This window comes from Brevibacillus sp. RS1.1, assembly GCF_013284365.1.
Lineage (GTDB): Bacteria > Bacillota > Bacilli > Brevibacillales > Brevibacillaceae > Brevibacillus > Brevibacillus brevis_D.
In genome coordinates this window covers 42,114-60,882 of the sequence record NZ_JABSVA010000001.1, presented here as the reverse complement: position 1 = coordinate 60,882, position 18,769 = coordinate 42,114, and the positions used below count along the sequence as shown (strand labels likewise).

Here is an 18,769-nt window from a genome sequence, read left to right as displayed (position 1 = left end):
CTCCCTGTTTTTATTTGTTTAAAGAACCTGCTTCGTCTGCGATGCTGTTTTGGTAGCAAAAACGCTGAGCGCATCATCCACCATCGTGCAGGCATGAGACTTCTTATAGTTGTTGTAAAAAATCGCCAATTTCCGCACCGGGTCACCGGTATAGTACCGTTCGTATTGCAGCAAACGCTGTCCGAAGGCTTCCCCGCACAGGTCCCAAGCGAGCTTAAACAGGCGAACACGATCTGTACCAGAGATACCCTTTCGTCCCGCATAAAACTTTTCCATATCCTCCGCCAACTTGGGATGCTCCATGTCAGAGTCAGTCGGGGACATGAGAAATCCGCCTGCACCAATAATCTGGATGACTTCGATCGCACGCGGGTACAGCTTCGGAAGGAGTCCGCGAATGGTTTCGAGCTGTACGTAACCCGGCATGAGCTCGCCAGACGGCAAGGTCTCGTAGTCCTGCTCGGCTGTCCTCAGGAGCGCTCTAACCGATTCCAACGATTGCGCCAGTTCTCCGAGATGGTTTTGGACATTCGGATAGACGTCTACTCCGATAGAGTCTGCCAGCCGCATGGCAACTTCTGTGGCAAATTGGAGCTTCAACAGTCCTCGCACTCCTGTCTGGTGCGCTGGCTGCTGTCCAATGCCTGTCTTTGGATAAAGCAGGTTGGCCGCTTCTACATTGTTGTAAAGGAATAAGCGATCCCAAGGTACGAGTACGTCATGAAAGACAAGAAGAGCATCCATTTCTTCGAAGCGTGATGCCAAAGGATGGTCATAAACGGAACGAATTCCATCCTGCATGGGCTCTCTACAAATGATGCGCAAGCCCGGCGTGTCAATCGGAATGGCAAATGCCAAGGCGTAACGCTCATCTCCTGGCTGGAACCCAGGGAATGAATAAATGATGACTTCATCCGTGATCGGCGCCAGTGTCGCGAGCATTTTTGCTCCTTTGACAATCAGCCCATCTGGCGTCTCCTCTACTGCCCCCAAATGGGTGTAGGCATCGTTTTGTTCGTGCGAGGACTTGCTGCGGTCATTTTGCGGATTGATAATGGCATGCGTTAAAAAAAGGTCTTGGTCGCGCACATACTTGTAATAATTTTTCACATTTTCCGCCCATTGCGGGTTGTACCTTTCCAAGAAAGACGCATTGCTGTAAAGCGACGTCAAGACGACATTGAGAAAATCGGGCGTTCTTCCCATCAAGCCAAAAGTGGCTTCCGCATAGGTTTCGTACAAGACTCGTTTCGCCTGCAATTCCTCAGGGGTCTTTGCAACGAGAAAGGCGTTGTTCACTCGCTCACCAGTCTCCTGACAAATATGCGTAATCTTGTCCTGGTACTTCTCGTCATGCTGCATGTTATACAATTTGGCTATTTCATGAATTGGCTGTCGAAAAACAGCTTCCTCACATACGTTTGTCACCATTCTGCCTTGCAGCCAAATCTCCGGTTGCCGTGATCCCAAGCCCCGGATGTATTGGTCACCTGTACGGATTCCCACCCAAATTCCTCCCAGTAGATTTTTGTTGGTTGAGACGTTTTTGTTCTTAAACCGGATTATAATGTCTGTCTTTTCTGAAAAATGTAACCCACTTAACATCACGGCAGAAAAATGTAAAATACCGATCACCTGATTCATGGGCAACTGAGGATGTGTAAACGAATTAACATCATTTCTGTTTTTCTTTCGAATACACATCATTTACACGTTGAAAGATTGGTAAGGAGCTTTTTATTTTCATATAATCAAGAGAGATAAGTTCAGAAAATTAAGACTTAATGTTGGGTGATGGGAAGGGCCAGATCATTGATGAGGAAAGGAGCGGTGATAATGGTATCCTCTTTTGAAACGGATTTAAAATGGGAAACCCTTTTAGAATACGGCACACGCCAATTTGTGAAAGGAAAAACAGCTATCTATAAGCAAGAGATGATCGGAGAAGGCTTTTATTATCTTCATAAGGGACTAGTGAAGATTGTGACCTCTACCTTCAAGGGGAAAGATCGTCTGGTGAACATCGTTGTCCCTGGTCAAATCATGGGACTCCAAACGCTGGATCAACAACCTCATTTCACAACGGCTATCGCTGTCAAGAATGCAGTCGTCTACCATTTCTCCTGTTTGCAATTCCTCGAAATGCTGAAGGCACGCCCCGAACTCTTGTCTCTTTTCACGCAAACAATCAATCAAAAAATGCGGATTCTCCTAACCGCCATCAACATGAAAGCGCTGACTTCAGAAGAGCAAATCGCTCGTCTCCTCCTCAACATTTGCGAAGACTTTAAAAACCACGAGGTTCCCCTCACTCAACAAGAGCTGGCTGAATGTGCTGGCCTCACCCGTATTACTGTCTACAAAATCCTGAAGGCATGGAAGGAACAGGGCATCATTGAAATCAAAAACCGATCCTTTGTCGTTAAACGCCCAGATATGCTAAAGCCTCCACAATTCACGACACACACCGCTCGCACAGTGTAAGCAAAAGCAAATCAATGTGAAAGGTGGTCACAATGGCCTGTCTTCGCTATCAGTGGACTCCGTACCTCATGTATGGCAAGAAGATCGAAATGGGAAAACACACAACGATCTACCATCAAGGCGATGTGGGGACTGGATTTTATTATCTAGACAAAGGGAGCGTAAAGATCACTCTTTTATCTGAGAACGGGCATGAGCGGTCTATCGATTACATTCCCACAGGTGGGTTGTTTGGGGAGCACGGCGCTTACAACGGCTCATACCTGACATCAGCCATAACGACCTCTCCTTCCGTCATTCACTTTTTCTCTGACGACGACTTAGCGCGCATATGTCAAGACCACCCACAGTCGGCCGTGATCTTCACCCATTCACAAATCGATAAGCTCCGTCTCCTGGCTGAAATCATCGCGTTTACTGACAGTCCAATTGAGCTTGCGATGGCGAATTATCTGCTCAAGCTGGTAGCTGTGCACGGAAGTAATCATATCCCTATTGATCAGATGTCTTTTGCACGCTATATTGATACGTCTCGCATGACAGTGAACAAGACTTTGCAGAAATGGCGCCAGCAAGGCTTGATTGAGCTTTCTGGACGTAGTGTCATCCGAGTTGTGAATATAGAGGGATTGCGTCGGGTTTATTCTCGCATCCAATGTAAATAGGGCGAAGCCTCCTCAGGCTCGCCCCATCTGCATTCTATATATCCTTTGAAACTCTTGGTACAGCCCTGCTCGGTTCTGCTTAGAGCAGATGCATCTTTGCTTCTGCCTCGTCCCACGGTACTGAGTAGCCTGCCCCCTTGGCGCAAAAGATCGAAGAGGATGTATAAACAGGATCTGCGTCCTTTTCATAGCTTTTCCTTTCGATTACTTCCTCCGCGTTATGGCAGCGATCGTATCCGCCAAATACACAGCGGATGCTACCACGTCCATGCGTAAAAGAAGCGAATTCGGTGCTGTAATTCATGAATGTAGCTACGGGCACCCTTCCTGTAATGACCGCATGCGTGTCCGACATCTGCGGTGGCTCGAACGAACCGGAGGCGCGCTGAACATCCGACAGTACCCTCCCCATCTCGTTCATTCCCACCTTTATTTTGAAGTAATAATAAGGTTCTAACACCATATTCTCCGCTTTCTCCAGCCCCTGACGCAGCGCGCGGAAGGTGGCCTCACGAAAGTCACCCCCATGCGTATGTTCGTTATGCGCACGACCCCTTAGGAGCGTAATTTTCATGTCGGTGACCGGCATGCCTGTCAATAGCCCATGATGCTCCCGTTCGTAGAGATGAGACTGAACCAGATTCTGATAGTTAAAACTCAGTTCATCAGGATGACATACACTAGTGAAGTGTAGCCCGCTGCCTCGCTCTCCTGGTTCAAGCAGGAGGTGCACTTCCGCGTAATGCCTGAGCGGCTCGAAATGTCCATATCCTGTCACAGCAGACTGTATCGTTTCTTTATACAAGATTTCCGGTTGACCGAAAGAGACATCGAAACCGAAGCGTTCCTTCACCACCTGCTCCAGCACTTCTAATTGGATCAGACCCATGACGCGAATGTGAATCTCTTGCAAACTCTCTTCCCAAACCACATTCAAAGACGGGTCCTCCGCATTTAGAATGCGAAACGCACCTAGCACTTGCTGCACGTGAAGCGAACCATCAAACTGTACTTTCGACTGTAGCGTCGGCTCGGTCTCATAAGCAAAATTGTCTGAGTAGAGCCCCACCCCTTGACCAGCTTTGGCCTCGGACAAGCCGACGACCGCGAACAAATCGCCAGCAGTTACTTGTTCAACCGAGTGTGATTTCCTACCCGTAAACAATAAGATTTGTGTAATCTTCTCTTCGTATCGAAGTCCACCGCTCTCATAGCTGAGCAGCTCCCGTACCTTCAGGTTGCCACTCAGCGCTTTGACGAACGTTAGTCTCAATCCGTTTGCTGCGTGTCGAATTTTATAAATGCGCCCCCCGAATGGAGCTGTCTCGTCGTAGGACGCGGTCGTCAACAAGGACAGTTGATTCAGGAATTCTAAAACGCCATCATCTTGTAGTGCCGAGCCGTAAGCGCAGGGAAAAAGACGTCCTTCCCGTATCATCTCCTGCAAGGCCCCCAGCCAAAAAGCTTGATCCTCTCTTTCCTCTATGAACGCTTCTAGCAATGAGTCGTTCCGCTCCGTCAGCATCTCTCGCAGCCCCTCAGCGACGATACCGTTGTCGAAGCTGTCCTTGATGGAACAGACATCCCCTGTCAACTGACTGCGTATCTCCTCTTCCGTCCTGCTGGCATCCGCGCCGATCCGATCTGTTTTATTGATAAAGAAAAATGTCGGTATCCGATGTTTGCGCAACAACTGCCAAACTGTCTCGGTATGACCCTGAACACCTTCTACCGCACTGACAATCACGATAGCGTAATCCATTACCCCGATCGCCCGCTCCATCTCAGAAGAAAAATCGACGTGTCCGGGTGTGTCGATTAAATAATAAACGTCGCCCTGATGGTGCATAACCGCCTGATCGGCGAACACGGTAATGCCTCTTTTCCTCTCGATATCGTGGCTATCCAAAAAGGCATCTTGATGATCCACCCGGCCCCGTGACCGGATGCTGTTCGTATGGTATAGCAACTGTTCGGCGAAAGTAGTCTTGCCCGCATCCACATGGGCAAACAAGCCGATCGTTAGACGCTTCATGTTATCCCTCTTCCATAGCTACTCGACTGCATTTTTCTTTTCTCATTAAAACATAAGAATGGAGCAGAAGAATAGTTTCGCACATTTTCATTTCCTACAGGCTCGTATCAGTTGCCAAGCTTCCCCCATTCGAATCCTGATCCTTTTCAGACGTACCGTAGTGCATGGCGTACGGAGGCGAATTATTCGCGACGTTAGCATCATTGGAAGTGCCGCACCATGCATCCGATTTTTAATGATTGGTAGACGTGTGGGTCCAGCTGCACGTTGTCTTTTGAATAACGGGTTCCAACGTGTGTTATCAAGAGATAATGTTTTGGTGTTTTTCCGTGTAAGATAAATGGGTCCGTATGAAAACGGTAGCGAATAGGGTTACCGTTTTCGATGCATCGGCTCCCTCCTCTTTTGAAAACAAGTGCTTGCTTCTCGTTTTCTTAAGAAGCAAGCACTTGATTACTCATTCTTTATGCTGGATGATTTGACCTGTAAAAGCATCGATGCTGTCTCCTGCTTGTTCATTTCGCTCTGCTATGTAGGCAAGGACGGGAAGTTCAGCTTTTTGTCCGCCAATGATAGGCTTCATGTATACCAGTTTAAGCGGATGATACTTGAGGTACTCTTTTGCCGCCTGTTCAGCACTTACTGCTTTGTTGGGGGTGGGCAAGTTCAGCTTCCTGTGTCCAAATTCCCCACTCATTTGCACTGGCATGCCTGTTTCACCATTAATCGTGACCGCATAGGTTTGATCAACGATCGGGATATCGTGAACGGTTGGATAAAACGTAAAAGTATAATGATCCCCTTGCCAATAGTAGCTATTGACTTCTGATACAATCATTTTGGTATCCGTGTTCAAATAAGTTTGCAAAAGCTGAACAGCAGTCTTTTGAGCGTCTTCACGCGTTACTTTTCTAGTAACTTTGCGTTCAATCTTCGTCTTCTCTTCCACACCTACTGACTTTACTTGCCCTGTTTTCTCCTGAACGATCACAAAACCGCTCTGTTCACCTTTTTGCCATCTAAATTCCTTCATGCCTTCACGCATGCGGTCAGAGAAGCTCTGTTCCGAAAAAGCTGCTCCGGCAGAATCCAAACCGACGATGCTTTTCAAAAGAGCAACAGCCTCATCTTTGTTTTTAGCCATTAATTTTTGATTGCCATGGGTTAGCGGGATGGCGGGGGACAACTGACCTGATAAAGGTTGAAATTGTGCACTCCTCGTTTCTAGCGACATGCCAGTCTGGGCATCCATATAACCGGACCACATGGGTTGATAGGTTAAAACGGGATCGTTACCTGCTGGACCCAGACGATATACGAGCTTCATCATGCTAGTCAGGGCATTTTCCGCTTGTTCTAACGAAATAGCCTTCGTTGGTTCGGGGAACTTAGAGACATCGACAAGGTAAGAGCCATTTTCATCTTTGTTTAAGCTGACAATTTGCCCCTGTGAGTTCACATCAACAAATACATTCTGGTTTAGATAAGGGACGCCATTGATCACTCTTCTAAATACCACTTCATTTACTCTCTTCGATTCACTCTCATCGAATTGCAGCTCCGTTGCCAGCTGCCCGAATAATTCCTTCAGAAATGTCTGCGCTTTTTCCTTTTGGACCTCCAAAGAAAACTTGTCTTCTTTGTTGGGAACCTCCACTTCCAAATCGAAGCTGTTTACTTCTCCGCTTCTCCTATCCAAATAGATGGTCAGCTGCGGCGCGGATCTGTCGGCTTTATTTGTTCGTGTGACTACGACCACACCGCTTTTTTCATTGATAGCCATCGTTTGATTAGGCAATTCTTTCATATAGGGAAGTGCCTTGGATAATTTATCTATTGTCTTGTTAATATTGTCTAATATTGTTGGATCAACAGCTTTTGTTTTTCCTTCCGCGAAACCCGATTCAGCCATCCACACTGGCGTTGTTGCTACTACAGAAGCAACGATTAATGACAGGATAGCTCGATTCATCATTCTCATCTTCGTACCTCCTGGAAATGTTTTCTTTACGTTATTCGTTTGAAATTCCAAAAGGTTACAGTTCGATTCGAATATAACGATGATAAGTCAGAGAAGGACCCACCCTGTAAAAATCAGGATAAGTCCTTTTATAGTTAAGGGTACTGGCGGCAAGTTATTAAACTAACGGGCAGTTATTTTTCAATAGCTCTTGTTTTTATGCTTCAGACAATGGTAAAATATAACAAGAACATTAGTTCGCATTTTGTTTATATTCCTACAGATAGGGGGAATAGGCGTGGTTGAAATACTGCCATTATGGCAAGAAGCAAATCGTAACTTTATTGTGATAAGCAACTTCGCCATCCATCAGCATGTGCAAGCTTCTCCCGTTTGTTTCGTTAAGGAGTCGACGCGTACATGATCCAATTGACGAACCGCCAAGCACGGCAATTTCTGTTAATGAAGCACGGGCTGTTGGGCGAATATCAGTTTACCGGAAAGCAGGGCGTAATGGATTTTGTGCGGCAGGTCGGCTGTATTCAATTTGATCCCATCGATGTTTGCGGAAAAAACGCCGAACTGGTTCTGCAGTCGCGAATTAAAGGATTTACCAAGAATATGCTTGACGAATTGCTGTATCAAGATAGATTCCTGATCGATTATCCCGACAAGAATTTGGCCATTATCCCTATCGAGGACTGGCCGTATTTTGAGCGATACAGGCAAGCCGCCCGACAACATGCCAAGCGCTATCCCGAAATGGAGGGCTTGACAGCGCAAGTACGGACTCATATTCAAAATCACGGTACGCTAAGTTCGGATGAACTGAAATTGGATGGAGATTTCACTTGGCAATCGGCCATCCACTGGAGCAGCGGAAACAATACATCGCGATCGGTGCTAGAACAGATGTACTCGACAGGCGAGTTGATTATCCATCATAAAAAAGGAACGCGTAAATACTACGATATTGCCGAGAAGTACATACCGCCAAACCTGCTAAATGCACCGGAGCCACTGGAGGACGAGCTTGAGCATCACAAGTTGCGGGTACTGCGTCGAATCGGCGCTGTTGGCCTTTTATGGAATCGCGCATCCGATGCCTGGCTGAATATATGGGGATTGAAAGCGGAGCAGCGCAACGAGGTTTTCCGCCAACTGTTACACGAAGATCGCATTGTTGCTGTTACCGTAGAACAAATGAAGGATACGCTATACTGTCGCACGGAGGATTTGCCGCTTATTGAAGCCGTCCTGCAAAATCCATCGCCGAAATTACGCTGCGAGCTGATTGCTCCGCTGGACAATTTGATATGGGACAGAAAGCTGATCAACAAATTGTTTGGCTTCGATTATACTTGGGAGATTTACACGCCTGCAATCAAACGAAAATTCGGCTATTATGTGCTGCCTCTATTGTACGGAGAGAGCTTCATCGGACGAGCCGAGGTAATCGTGGAACGAAAAGCCGGGACGCTCGTTGTTAAAAACATCTGGTACGAGAACGACATAAAGCCAACAAAGCAATTGCGAACAGCTTTGAACAATTGTTTTCAAAATTTCGCATTTTTTAACGGATGCGAGACGATTTCGACAACGTTAATTTGAATAGCAAGCAAAACACCAGCGGTAGTCTAAGACTTTATTTCCAAGGTCTTACACTACCGCGTTAGATCAACAACTCCAGTCTGAAACACTATTTTCACCAGACATTTACTTCATCACTTCGTCAAACACAGATTCTATTTGATCCACGTCTTTCGACACCGCGAATAAAATAAACGGCCCACTCGTCTTCAAAACATGTTTTTCGATGAGAAAATACTCCTCTGGGCGATAGTCTTTCAATTTGATTGTTTGGGCCTCGATCCGTTGTTGTATTTTCTCTATTACATGTTCGGTATCGCTCGCATCTTTGACTTTGATAACAGCCAGTTCATCCGCTTTTACATTGGATGAAGCCGTGTACAGAATGAAATCCTCCACTTTGTCTGCCTCGATCTGATACAACTTCTGCAGTTTCGTCAGATCCCCTTGCTTCATATTCTGTAAGCTTACTGTTTGTTGAATTCTTTCTCCCACTTCGGCGGACGAAAGTTCTTCGGAAGTCCCGCCGTCACTGGAGCATCCGGTCAACATTCCCATTCCGATTACAAACATAAGTAGTAGTAAAAACAAAAATCGCTTCATTCCATTCACTCCATGATGTTCAGAATAGAGGTGTCTTCAAAAAACGTTTTGACATTGTAAAGGAATAGCATGTCGTGAAACTGCCGATCTTGGATAAGCTTCGCTACGGATTCCTCATAATATCGAAGGTCTACGACATCAATCTCCGCGAAGTGTTCGGCCAAAAAGGGAATCAGACTATTGGCGTACGAATCTTTCACGACTAGCAGCTTCTTCCCGTCCGGATGGTCCGTTGTGATTCGTACCAGTGCATGGTTGCCGTTCAGGAATACTGTATACTTATCCTTTTTGGACAGATTATCCATCTGGTACAAGGAATCCGTAGTACGTCCTTCGTCCACGTAGTCCACCTTCTTTTTGCGTTCCTCCTTCGGCAGATAGAGATCGATACGATCGGGCTGTAGATGACGAAAGCCGCTTTTCGAATAGAGTGATCCGTAGAATGCATCCGTCACCTGCCGAATGTTGAACGCAGCTTCGTCTTTTGGAACAATCCCCATCTGCTTGCACAACACCCGATAGGCATCATAAGCGCCCTTGCTTGTCCAATGATGATCTGTTTTATAAAAAATGGCATCTTCGCGTCCGGCAGACAGCGCGGGATAGACATCAACGAAGCGAATATCAGATGGAAGCGATTGCCGAACTCGATTGAGCGCAGCATGCTCGTCGCCCATTGGCGCGTAGGCAGGGAGTTTATCCTGAAGCAACGCGGCGGTTGGTACCAGCATGATGTACTTGCGAAGGTCAGGTGTTGTCTGGTGAATCGACTGAATGGCCTGAACCCTGTCATTCACCTCGGCATCGAGCGGCGATGAGAAATGCTGAATCAGGTATCCATCCTTGCCCAGATAAACGCCGTTGCTGTCCTTTTTGCCCATAACACGATCCGCATCCGTTTTTAGCCCGATCCAAACGTCCCGGAAAGCAAATTGATCGGTGATATAAGCTTCGTAATCAGAAGTGAACTTCCCCGCCAGCAGTGATCGTAGTGAAAATGGCGGCTTCTTTTCTAGCACCCTGTTTTCCGACTCCGAGAACGCCTGATCAGGAGTCAGTATGTTCAAAACAGCCACCACGAGGATAAACAGCAAGAACAACAAGCCCGTCACGGTTCGTGTCCGTTTGTCATAGCTGGTCAAGGCCTCTCCCTCCTCTCAAAACCGAAAATATAAGAATGGATTGTAATCCTCAAAGACCAAATAAGCGGACGACAAAACCAAGCTAATGATAGAAAATGCTAGAGCAGCGATCATGCCTACCGAATTCCATCGTGTTTTCATTTGCTCCCATACTTTCCCTGGTAGCGGTGTCGCGCATAAGGCCAACAGAACGAGCAATCCCCCATACGTCGTCAGTTCGTAGAGCGCCTGGCGATCCACCCATTCGTGCGCTCCGAAACCAAACATCGTACTGATGAAAATCCACGCGGAAGGCAAATGTTCGAATTCAAAAAAGACCCACCCGACGACGACAATCAGCAGCGTGTAGAGATGTCCTGCCCAGTTGGGCCAATGCTTCAGCCATTTCAGCAAAAACAGCTTCTCCAACACAACGAAACAGCCGAAATACAAGCCCCATACGATAAAGTTCCAGCTCGCCCCATGCCACAGTCCCGTTAAGAACCATACGATCAAGAGGTTTCGGAACTGCTTGCCCAAGCCAAACCGGTTGCCGCCGAGCGGAATATAGACATACTCCCGGAACCAGGAACCGAGGGAAATATGCCATCTGCGCCAAAATTCTGTGACGCTTCGTGAAATATACGGATGGTTGAAGTTTTCCGGGAATTCAAAACCGAACATTTTGCCGAGCCCGCGCGCCATATCCGAATACCCGCTGAAATCAAAATAAATTTGAAACGTAAACGCCAAAATGCCGAGCCACGCGGAAAGGACCGTCAATTCCTCCATCGGCGTCGACTTCACATTGGTCCATAAGAGTCCGATATTGTTGGCGAGCAGTACTTTTTTGGCCAATCCCCGGATGAACCATTCCGTTCCTTCGCCGAACCTCTCCAGCGTCACTTTACGAAAGACCAGCTGCTCCGCAATATCTCCGTATTTGACGATGGGACCTGCGACCAGTTGAGGAAACATCGTGACGTAAGTGCCGAAAGCGACGAAATTTCGTTGTGCCGGCACTTTACCAAGATATACATCCACTACATAGGACATCGTTTGGAATGTATAAAAGGAAATACCGACGGGTAGTGGCAGATCAGCCACCTGAATATGCAGACCAAATAGATCATTTACATTCGAAACGACAAACCCGGCATATTTGAAGAAACCGAGAATCGCCAAACTACCGCAGATGGAAATGAACAACACTACTTTGGCGATCGGCTTACGGTGTCTGTACTTGTCGATCACAAGCCCGTTGATATAATCAAATACCGTTGTAAAAATCATGAGGATGATATATACCGGTTCGCCCCATGCATAAAAGATGAGGCTCGCTGCGAACAGAACAGCATTTCTCAGCTTATTGGGCGACAAATAATAAACGAGCAGCACGGCGGGCAAAAATTGAAACAGAAAAATCAGACTGCTGAATACCAACGTTCGTTTCCTCCCGCGCCGTTATTTTGCGCTCTCCATACGCGCCAGCTCATCTTTTACGTAATCGAGCAGGATCGGATAAAACTTGGCCTGGAAATGAATGCCGTCTGCATCGTACATGTCAGGATGATCGGCAACAATTGACGATACATCGATGTATCCGACTTTTACCTTGCTTGCCAGCTCTTTCAATCCCTTATTGTAGTCACCGATATTTTGATAGCGGGGCTCCGCTTTTTCTGCCTTGGCCGTAACCGGTGTAACGGATAATATCGTGATGGGTGCCTCAGGGAGCCTTTCTTTGATGCGCTCGATCAATTGAGCGTAGTACGATAACGAATATTCCTTGGGGTGGTCGGTCGGCCATAAAATGTCGTCCGAACCCAGTTGGATAAAAATATGCTCAGGCTTTCGCTTGACTAATTCGTCCAAATCTTCCAGCGCGAATTCAGCCGTTTTCCCTGCACCTGCCAGCACGTTCTCATCTTTCAACACATCATGGTAAGACAATCCCTCCGTAATCGAATCTCCGAGAAAAACGCTTGTTTGATACAGTGATGCATATGAGGTTTGCTCCGGTGTGGAGATGTCACCAGCTTGTCTAGTAATCTCTGAAGCGGGTGGTTGTCCATTGGTGCCACATGCCGCAACCGTTAAGGCGACCATGGCGAACAGTGTAATACCCATCATTTTCTTTTGCACTTTCATCTTTCCCCTTTCTTTTTGAACAAGGTAAAGAGTAATCGTCGGATATCAAGATCAGATGCAGATCAGTTGCAGATTGGGTAGAAATGCAATAAAAAAAGTGCAGAACCGAAGTTCTACACTTTCGTTTTCTTCAATTCAAAATAGAACAAGACGCCTTCGTCCGTATTCATTGCCCCATAGTCCGCCCCGTGTAGTTCTAGTATCTGCTTGGAGATCGCCAGGCCCAAACCGGTTCCCCCGGTCGTACGGTTGCGGGAATGCTCAACTCGGTAGAAGCGATCCCATATCTTCTCCAACTGCTCGGCAGGAATCTGGACGCCTTTGTTTTCGATGCAAATCTTGACGGTATCCTCCCCTTCAACCGTCGAGATGACAATATCCTCTTGTTCCGGCGTGTAGCGTATGGCGTTTGTCAGGAAATTCACGATTACCTGCTCGATTCGATGCTGATTGGCGGTGACTTCAACTGGGGCTAAACGGTGGTGCAACTGTAACTGCTTGCCGGCAAGATCTGGTGCCAACTTTACGCAGATTTTCTCCAGTAGCATATCAATCCGGAACGAATCCATCTGCATTCTATACGTACCGGATTCATATTTTGCCAATTCCAGCATATCGGTAACCAGCAGGTTCATCTTCTGCACTTCATCTTCCATCGCAGCAAAATAGTAGTCACGCTTCGGGCTGTCCGCCTTATCCTTCAAAATGTACAGGCAGCTTTCCATGATGCTGAGAGGAGTTTTCAGCTCATGCGACACGCCCGCTATAAATTCTTTACGCGTTTGCTCCAGCCGCTTTTCTTTCTCAATATCCTGCTCCAGCCGGACAATATGAGCATGCAGCATATCCGAAAGTCGATTAATATTCCGTGACAGGCTCCCGATCTCATCCTCTGTCTTGATCGGAATTTTTTCAGAGAAGTCTAGCTTGGCCATTTTTTGCGTCATGTCATCCATGCGGAGCAAAGGACCTGCTATTCTGCGGGAGTAATAGAAGGAGGCGAGCAGAACGAGCAGCAAGGTACCCACAGTGATGTAGCCGTAATAACTTCGCATGATCTCCGCCGCTTCGTTTACGGGCTGCAGCGATGTCATGGCAAACAGATAGGCGGGTTTCCCTGTTTGATCGGTCACGCGCTCAACGAATATTTTGTAATCGATATTGTTCTCTTGGTAGTCCATTATGGTGCTTGTTTGCTCCACAACATCTCCGTAGAGAAGATCCGCTTGAAAAGCTTTCACCCGTTCAAGAAATAAGCGGTTCATATAGCGGGATACATCCGCGCCTTGCGGTTTTCGGACCTGTGTGATGGTTCCACGAAACAAAACGCTGGGATACCGCTCATGGTATTCGGTGCCACTCTTGAATCTCGGGACGACCTCATACTCTTTTTTGACGAGTTGCTGATTCTCCAGTTGATCTTCCTCTCTGAGATTGGAGACACTCCTCCCGATCCGTTGCGCAAACCAATGATTATTGAACATGATCCCTTCCATGGCAATCTGTTGTCCCACTTTCACATAAGGATCGAGGAAGGGGGTATCGGTGCTTATATCCTCCGCATCCATGACCGTGTACAACGGAACGACAAGCGACTTGCCAGAAAGAGCAGGGATGATGTCTGAGTCCTCCAGACGGACCTCCATCTGGAAATCGTCAGTATATTTCAACTGGCCTCTATCATCCAGTCGAGCGAACCAGGCATTCGTCTTTTGATAAAACTCCTGTTCCTTCCTGACTTCATCCTGGGAAGCACCGTCATGAGTCAACTCGTTTTGCCGATAGGATTGAAGGGCTTCCTTCACCTTTTCTACCTTTTGATGCACATAATACTGCTCGAAAAATACGGTTTGTCCGATAAAAATGCTCGCGATCACAGACAGGCATAATCCCGTCGTGAGCAGAAATAGCTTGCGTACAATGCTTGTTCTCATGGTCGCTCCTCGAATTTATAACCGGAACGAACAACCGTGACGATATGCTTCGCATGATCTCCCAGCTTGGAACGCAAATTCCGAACATGGCTGCTGAGCGTACGATCCTCGCCGACAAAGTCGTAACCCCAGATTTTTATAATGAGCTGTTCTCTAGAGAGGATAATGCCTTTGTTTTTCATCAAGTAGGCCAAAATTTCGTATTCCGTGTGCGTCAGGCTATAATTCTTACCCTCAATCGAAACGGTTCGGGACGGCAAGTGAATCGTAATCCCCCCTCCGGACAACATATCCCCCGGTTCGTGCATTTGTCGGTTTTCCAGCAACCGTTTGGAGCGTGCCAGCAGGATGGGAGGACTGCACGGTTTCACCACATAATCGTCCGCCCCGAGCTCGAACCCAAGCAACGTGTCATCCTCATCCGAACGAGCTGTTAACATCAGAATGGGGACGTTGGAAACTTTGCGAATGCGTCTGCATACTGACCACCCGTCCAATTCTGGCAGCATAACGTCCAGAATGATCAAATGCACTTCATGCTCTTGAAATAACGTCAGAGCCTGACTCCCGTCCCCCGCTTCCAGCACTTCGTATCCCTCGTCCATCAAGTATTCCTTCATAATCTCTCGCAAAACCTGCTGGTCTTCCACAATCAGTATCGTTTTCGCCATGCTAATGACCTCTCGCCCTCTATCTCTCCAAAAGATATTTTTTAGAATGGTATCATGACTTTGCGGTCGTCACAATATGGCTCAGCTTCAAATCGACATTCGAGATACCTTCACCTTCCATTACGGGCGCACAACAAAAGCCAAATCTTGTCGTCTAACAAGATTTGGCTCGTCTCTACTATTATTCTGCTAACAACATTCTTTCCTGCCCCATGAACTGGAGAGTCATCCTCATCGCTTATTTTTCAATTTTGTAATAGCGATCCCCGGTCTTCGGATTGAAGTATACACGACGTTTTTCCTGCGTTACCGGATCGATCGTCACTTCATTCGTCGGCTCAAATCCAGGCGGGACGACTTCGCCGTGGTCTTGGTGCAGTCTCTTGTCCTTGATTTTCGAGATGATTAGCAAAATGATGAGTAGCAAGACCTGAAAAACGATGTAGGAAATGATATAAATCATTCATTTACACCTTTTCAATGACAACTGCTGTACCGTATGCGACAACTTCCCCCATATTTCCCATATTTCCAGAGTCGTAACGACACATGACCACAGCGTTAGCTCCCATGGCAGTTGCGTTTTTTATCATGCGGTCAAGTGCCTGCTTGCGCGCGTCCTCCAGAAGCACCGTGTACTCCTTGATTTCTCCGCCAACGACTGAACGAAGACCAGCCATGATGTCTCCGCCAATTCCGCGTGCTCGAACGATTAAGCCGAATGTTGTTCCTTTCACTTCAACGACACGATATCCTGGAATGTTTTCTGTTGTTACAACGATCATTTGCTTCTCCTACTTTCTATCGTTTTATTTTTCAAGATCACATGTAGTACGATGTCAGCGCTAAAATGACTGATGATCGCAGCTTCTAAACCGTATTGCCAATATAGGAAGCCAAACAAGATGCCCAAGATACCGTTTAGCAACAACGTCCATACAGTGACCACGTTACCTTTTCCGTACGTCATGTAATTGGTTGGAAGATGGGATACCGCGAAAACAATGGCGGCCACACAGATGCCTAGCCAATAGGAACTTCCCAGCCATCCCATCTTCTGTGCCAAAAAGACGACAACAGTCATAACCCCTAGACGCATGAGCACTTCTTCGCAAACTCCTCCGTAAAAAGACGAGAGAAAGCCGAAGAATCTTGATGAAATCGGTTCTTTCCCCATTATTGTGGTCATGTGTTGTTGAAAGAAAGAACGGTCCAACCATTTTACCAAGAGACCTACCACGACACCTGAACCAATCGATACAGCCAAAAACGACCAAATGGAAAAAGGCAGCTCCGCTCTGGACACCCAATGATCGAGAATCCAGAGTCGAAGACCAGTGGAAGGCATGAGCCATAGACCTATCGCAGTCGCCAGAGCCAAAAATATACAACTCTGAATGATCATAATCGCAACCATGACAGAAACAGGCGGGACTTTGTTAGTAGAATAGATGGCGGCTTGTAGCTGTACTTGTTGGCGAATCACGTTGGATTGAATAGGTATCGTGCATAGAGCGCACAGTACACTAACCAACCAGATCAGCCAAAAATGTTCCATTTCTACGCCTCCTCTTTAGATTTCTGATCGCTCTAAAAAGTACCAGCCCATAAAGAAAAACACGATGTTGAGTGTAAAGACACCTGCGAGGCCCGGTAACCCTGTGATGAAAGCTTGGGCCAGCGTTGAGTTTTCTTGAATCACCATCATCGCCGCATTTGACAATCCACCTGGTGACACCATATCTAAAAATTTACCCAAAAATTGTGGAACAGTGAAGATCAGGATATTGAATACCAGCGAGGCTCCACCGGCACCAACAGCATTGCTAAAAAAGCTGGAGGCGCACAGCGTTGTTGTGACGACAAGGAATAGATTCGGTATGTACATCAACGTACCGATCCATACATGGGTCCAATCTAGTTTTCCGAAAAGGATCTCCGTATAATAGGCAGTTATCCCCATCCCGATTAGCATGCTTGCCATTGTTAACGTGTAGTAGGTAATTGCTTTGGCGAGATAGTATTTAGCTCGACTGATGGGCTTGACGAATACCATGGATGCTACCCCTGAGGCTTTCTCTCCGGCAATGGACCCCATGACGATAAGGATTAGCACAAACGTGCCGAGTGAGCTGAATTTGCTAATCGCCGTCGAGAGTACTTCCGGCGCAGACGGGGTTGGAATTTTGATGACGGCCCCTTCTGGCAGTCCAGTGGAATTGGCCAAAATATCAGGGAGCATTTTCATCGTAATCGGTTGTGTAATCATTAAAGCAATAAACACAATCGGAATGATGAGAATCTTGTAGGTTTTGACCAATTCATTAAATTCTTTTCTGATCATTGGGTGGGAAGTCATCAGTTATTCACAACCTTTAGGAAAATATCTTCGAGGGTCGATGCGGACAAGCGATAATACGCCAGTGTCCCGCCAGTTTCCAAAAGAATGTGCGGCAGGAGTGCCTTGGCTTTTTCCATGTCATTGATGAGAACTTTGTAAATATTGCCGTCTAGGTTCCATTCCCTGATCCAGGTTAGCCCATTCAATACATCGGTTAAATCTATGTCTTGTTGATCAAGCTTGAATTCAATCAGTGGCTCCACATGGTTTGCTCGCAGCTGATCCAAACTGGACGACAGCACCACCGTACCGTCCTTGATGATGACGATGTGGTCGGCGATTCTTTCGATGTCATCCAAAATGTGAGTCGACATAAAAACTGTCATATGTTGTTTCAACTTTTCTATTAGCAATAAGACGTCATATCTGCCCATGGGGTCGAGCGCGGAAACAGGCTCGTCCAAAACGAGTAGCTTGGGGTTGTGGATGAGCGCCTGGGCAATACCCAGACGCTGCTTCATCCCTCCGCTGTAACCGCTTATTGGGCGGTTCCTCGCCTCATTGATTCCGCATAACTCCAAGAGTTCATCCGTCCGCTGCGCAATTGTGCGCTTGTCCAATCCATAAAGTTTGCCCACCCAATGCATCCACTCTGTCGCTGTCATGTAGTTGTAAAAGGCTGGGATTTGTGGGCAATACCCTACTTCACTTGTGACTTTATTGCGGTCAGTCACGACGTCGTAGCCTACTACTTTCACTTTTCCTCTGGTCGGTGCAGCCAATCCGGTTAGGATGCGAATGGTCGTCGTTTTCCCGGCACCATTCCCCCCAAGAAAACCGACACAACCGATGCCATCGACGGAAAAGGTTACGTTCTTTAACGCTTTATGCTCTTTATATTCCTTTGTGAGGCCTTCACATTCGATAACTCGCAAAGAATGTCAACCCTTTCCTCGGTTCTCTTGAGCTAGTCTTTTCTGCCTACAAAGAAATACACGATCGGACCCAAGGTGTTTATAAAGATAATGCCGAGAGCCCATGGCCATTTTTTTCCACCTGCAACGCGGTATGCTTCACGTCGAGCCAAGTCGATTAATGCAATAACTGCTAGGATCAATTGAATAGCAATGATAGGTGCAAGTAGCTGAATGTCAAATGGCATGGATAAAACCTCCAATATTTGTAGTTATTTTAAAGTTTATCACTATTTTGGT

18 protein-coding genes are annotated in these 18,769 nt (G+C 46.9%); 3 read left to right on the top strand and 15 right to left on the bottom strand.

Annotated features, from left to right (window positions below):
- Positions 1 to 18: 18 nt before the first annotated feature.
- Positions 19 to 1,506, bottom strand: coding sequence for a 4-hydroxyphenylacetate 3-hydroxylase family protein (locus HP570_RS00105; RefSeq protein ID WP_173624523.1), 1,488 nt, complete (start codon positions 1,504 to 1,506; stop codon positions 19 to 21).
- A 330-nt stretch (positions 1,507 to 1,836) separates the two neighbouring features.
- Here HP570_RS00105 and HP570_RS00100 point away from each other — a divergent pair, with 330 nt between their 5' ends.
- Positions 1,837 to 2,484: a Crp/Fnr family transcriptional regulator gene (locus HP570_RS00100; RefSeq protein WP_173624522.1), complete on the top strand. Its 648-nt coding sequence runs from the start codon at positions 1,837 to 1,839 to the stop codon at positions 2,482 to 2,484.
- 32 nt (positions 2,485 to 2,516) lie between these two features.
- Complete coding sequence (locus HP570_RS00095; protein WP_173624521.1) at positions 2,517 to 3,149, top strand: Crp/Fnr family transcriptional regulator; 633 nt, start codon at positions 2,517 to 2,519, stop codon at positions 3,147 to 3,149.
- 79 nt (positions 3,150 to 3,228) lie between these two features.
- Here the strand turns inward: HP570_RS00095 and HP570_RS00090 are convergent, their stop codons facing one another.
- A complete protein-coding gene (locus HP570_RS00090; protein ID WP_173624520.1) occupies positions 3,229 to 5,184 on the bottom strand; it encodes a GTP-binding protein in 1,956 nt (651 codons plus the stop codon).
- Positions 5,185 to 5,641: 457 nt separating this feature from the next.
- Complete coding sequence (locus tag HP570_RS00085) at positions 5,642 to 7,165, bottom strand: YcdB/YcdC domain-containing protein (RefSeq protein ID WP_173624519.1); 1,524 nt, start codon at positions 7,163 to 7,165, stop codon at positions 5,642 to 5,644.
- A gap of 399 nt (positions 7,166 to 7,564) precedes the next feature.
- Here HP570_RS00085 and HP570_RS00080 point away from each other — a divergent pair, with 399 nt between their 5' ends.
- Positions 7,565 to 8,755 carry a winged helix-turn-helix domain-containing protein gene (locus tag HP570_RS00080; protein WP_173624518.1) on the top strand — a complete coding sequence of 397 codons (1,191 nt, stop codon included), beginning with the start codon at positions 7,565 to 7,567 and terminating at the stop codon, positions 8,753 to 8,755.
- A 105-nt stretch (positions 8,756 to 8,860) separates the two neighbouring features.
- Here the strand turns inward: HP570_RS00080 and HP570_RS00075 are convergent, their stop codons facing one another.
- The 12 genes from HP570_RS00075 to HP570_RS00020 all read right to left on the bottom strand — a co-directional run bounded on the left by HP570_RS00075 (position 8,861) and on the right by HP570_RS00020 (position 18,717).
- Complete coding sequence (locus HP570_RS00075; RefSeq protein WP_173624517.1) at positions 8,861 to 9,337, bottom strand: DUF4358 domain-containing protein; 477 nt, start codon at positions 9,335 to 9,337, stop codon at positions 8,861 to 8,863.
- 5 nt (positions 9,338 to 9,342) lie between these two features.
- Complete coding sequence (locus HP570_RS00070; RefSeq protein ID WP_173624516.1) at positions 9,343 to 10,479, bottom strand: DHHW family protein; 1,137 nt, start codon at positions 10,477 to 10,479, stop codon at positions 9,343 to 9,345.
- Positions 10,480 to 10,494: 15 nt separating this feature from the next.
- A complete protein-coding gene (locus HP570_RS00065) occupies positions 10,495 to 11,901 on the bottom strand; it encodes an MBOAT family O-acyltransferase (RefSeq protein WP_173624515.1) in 1,407 nt (468 codons plus the stop codon).
- A 21-nt stretch (positions 11,902 to 11,922) separates the two neighbouring features.
- Positions 11,923 to 12,609, bottom strand: a complete 687-nt coding sequence (locus tag HP570_RS00060) for a GDSL-type esterase/lipase family protein (protein ID WP_173624514.1) — start codon at positions 12,607 to 12,609, stop codon at positions 11,923 to 11,925.
- Between the two features lie 113 nt (positions 12,610 to 12,722).
- Complete coding sequence (locus HP570_RS00055) at positions 12,723 to 14,543, bottom strand: sensor histidine kinase (RefSeq protein WP_173624513.1); 1,821 nt, start codon at positions 14,541 to 14,543, stop codon at positions 12,723 to 12,725.
- Positions 14,540 to 15,214, bottom strand: coding sequence for a response regulator transcription factor (locus tag HP570_RS00050; RefSeq protein ID WP_173624512.1), 675 nt, complete (start codon positions 15,212 to 15,214; stop codon positions 14,540 to 14,542). The genes HP570_RS00055 and HP570_RS00050 overlap by 4 nt, the downstream gene beginning before the upstream one ends.
- Before the next feature lie 238 nt (positions 15,215 to 15,452).
- Positions 15,453 to 15,677 (bottom strand): hypothetical protein, encoded by a 225-nt coding sequence (locus HP570_RS00045; protein ID WP_015891251.1) that lies wholly within the window; start codon positions 15,675 to 15,677, stop codon positions 15,453 to 15,455.
- A 4-nt stretch (positions 15,678 to 15,681) separates the two neighbouring features.
- On the bottom strand, positions 15,682 to 15,999 hold the full coding sequence (locus HP570_RS00040; RefSeq protein ID WP_015891250.1) for a heavy metal-binding domain-containing protein: 318 nt from the start codon (positions 15,997 to 15,999) through the stop codon (positions 15,682 to 15,684).
- Positions 15,996 to 16,772 (bottom strand): CPBP family glutamic-type intramembrane protease, encoded by a 777-nt coding sequence (locus HP570_RS00035; RefSeq protein ID WP_173624511.1) that lies wholly within the window; start codon positions 16,770 to 16,772, stop codon positions 15,996 to 15,998. The genes HP570_RS00040 and HP570_RS00035 overlap by 4 nt, the downstream gene beginning before the upstream one ends.
- 15 nt (positions 16,773 to 16,787) lie before the next feature.
- Positions 16,788 to 17,573: an ABC transporter permease gene (locus HP570_RS00030; RefSeq protein WP_015891248.1), complete on the bottom strand. Its 786-nt coding sequence runs from the start codon at positions 17,571 to 17,573 to the stop codon at positions 16,788 to 16,790.
- The gene (locus HP570_RS00025; protein ID WP_173624510.1) at positions 17,573 to 18,490 is read right to left on the bottom strand and encodes an ABC transporter ATP-binding protein; all 918 of its coding nucleotides are present in this window, start codon (positions 18,488 to 18,490) and stop codon (positions 17,573 to 17,575) included. The genes HP570_RS00030 and HP570_RS00025 overlap by 1 nt, the downstream gene beginning before the upstream one ends.
- Positions 18,491 to 18,522: 32 nt before the next feature.
- Positions 18,523 to 18,717: a PLD nuclease N-terminal domain-containing protein gene (locus HP570_RS00020; protein WP_007729128.1), complete on the bottom strand. Its 195-nt coding sequence runs from the start codon at positions 18,715 to 18,717 to the stop codon at positions 18,523 to 18,525.
- Positions 18,718 to 18,769 lie beyond the last annotated feature (52 nt).

What these genes read in the sequence shown, in the direction of transcription:
- HP570_RS00100 (WP_173624522.1), top strand. Translation starts at nt 1,837, where the DNA reads ATGGTATCCTCTTTTGAAACGGATTTAAAATGGGAAACCCTTTTAGAA.
- HP570_RS00095 (WP_173624521.1), top strand. Translation starts at nt 2,517, where the DNA reads ATGGCCTGTCTTCGCTATCAGTGGACTCCGTACCTCATGTATGGCAAG.
- HP570_RS00090 (WP_173624520.1), bottom strand. Translation starts at nt 5,184, where the DNA reads ATGAAGCGTCTAACGATCGGCTTGTTTGCCCATGTGGATGCGGGCAAG.
- HP570_RS00085 (WP_173624519.1), bottom strand. Translation starts at nt 7,165, where the DNA reads ATGAGAATGATGAATCGAGCTATCCTGTCATTAATCGTTGCTTCTGTA.
- HP570_RS00080 (WP_173624518.1), top strand. Translation starts at nt 7,565, where the DNA reads ATGATCCAATTGACGAACCGCCAAGCACGGCAATTTCTGTTAATGAAG.
- HP570_RS00075 (WP_173624517.1), bottom strand. Translation starts at nt 9,337, where the DNA reads ATGAAGCGATTTTTGTTTTTACTACTACTTATGTTTGTAATCGGAATG.
- HP570_RS00060 (WP_173624514.1), bottom strand. Translation starts at nt 12,609, where the DNA reads ATGAAAGTGCAAAAGAAAATGATGGGTATTACACTGTTCGCCATGGTC.
- HP570_RS00055 (WP_173624513.1), bottom strand. Translation starts at nt 14,543, where the DNA reads ATGAGAACAAGCATTGTACGCAAGCTATTTCTGCTCACGACGGGATTA.
- HP570_RS00050 (WP_173624512.1), bottom strand. Translation starts at nt 15,214, where the DNA reads ATGGCGAAAACGATACTGATTGTGGAAGACCAGCAGGTTTTGCGAGAG.
- HP570_RS00045 (WP_015891251.1), bottom strand. Translation starts at nt 15,677, where the DNA reads ATGATTTATATCATTTCCTACATCGTTTTTCAGGTCTTGCTACTCATC.
- HP570_RS00040 (WP_015891250.1), bottom strand. Translation starts at nt 15,999, where the DNA reads ATGATCGTTGTAACAACAGAAAACATTCCAGGATATCGTGTCGTTGAA.
- HP570_RS00035 (WP_173624511.1), bottom strand. Translation starts at nt 16,772, where the DNA reads ATGGAACATTTTTGGCTGATCTGGTTGGTTAGTGTACTGTGCGCTCTA.
- HP570_RS00030 (WP_015891248.1), bottom strand. Translation starts at nt 17,573, where the DNA reads ATGACTTCCCACCCAATGATCAGAAAAGAATTTAATGAATTGGTCAAA.
- HP570_RS00020 (WP_007729128.1), bottom strand. Translation starts at nt 18,717, where the DNA reads ATGCCATTTGACATTCAGCTACTTGCACCTATCATTGCTATTCAATTG.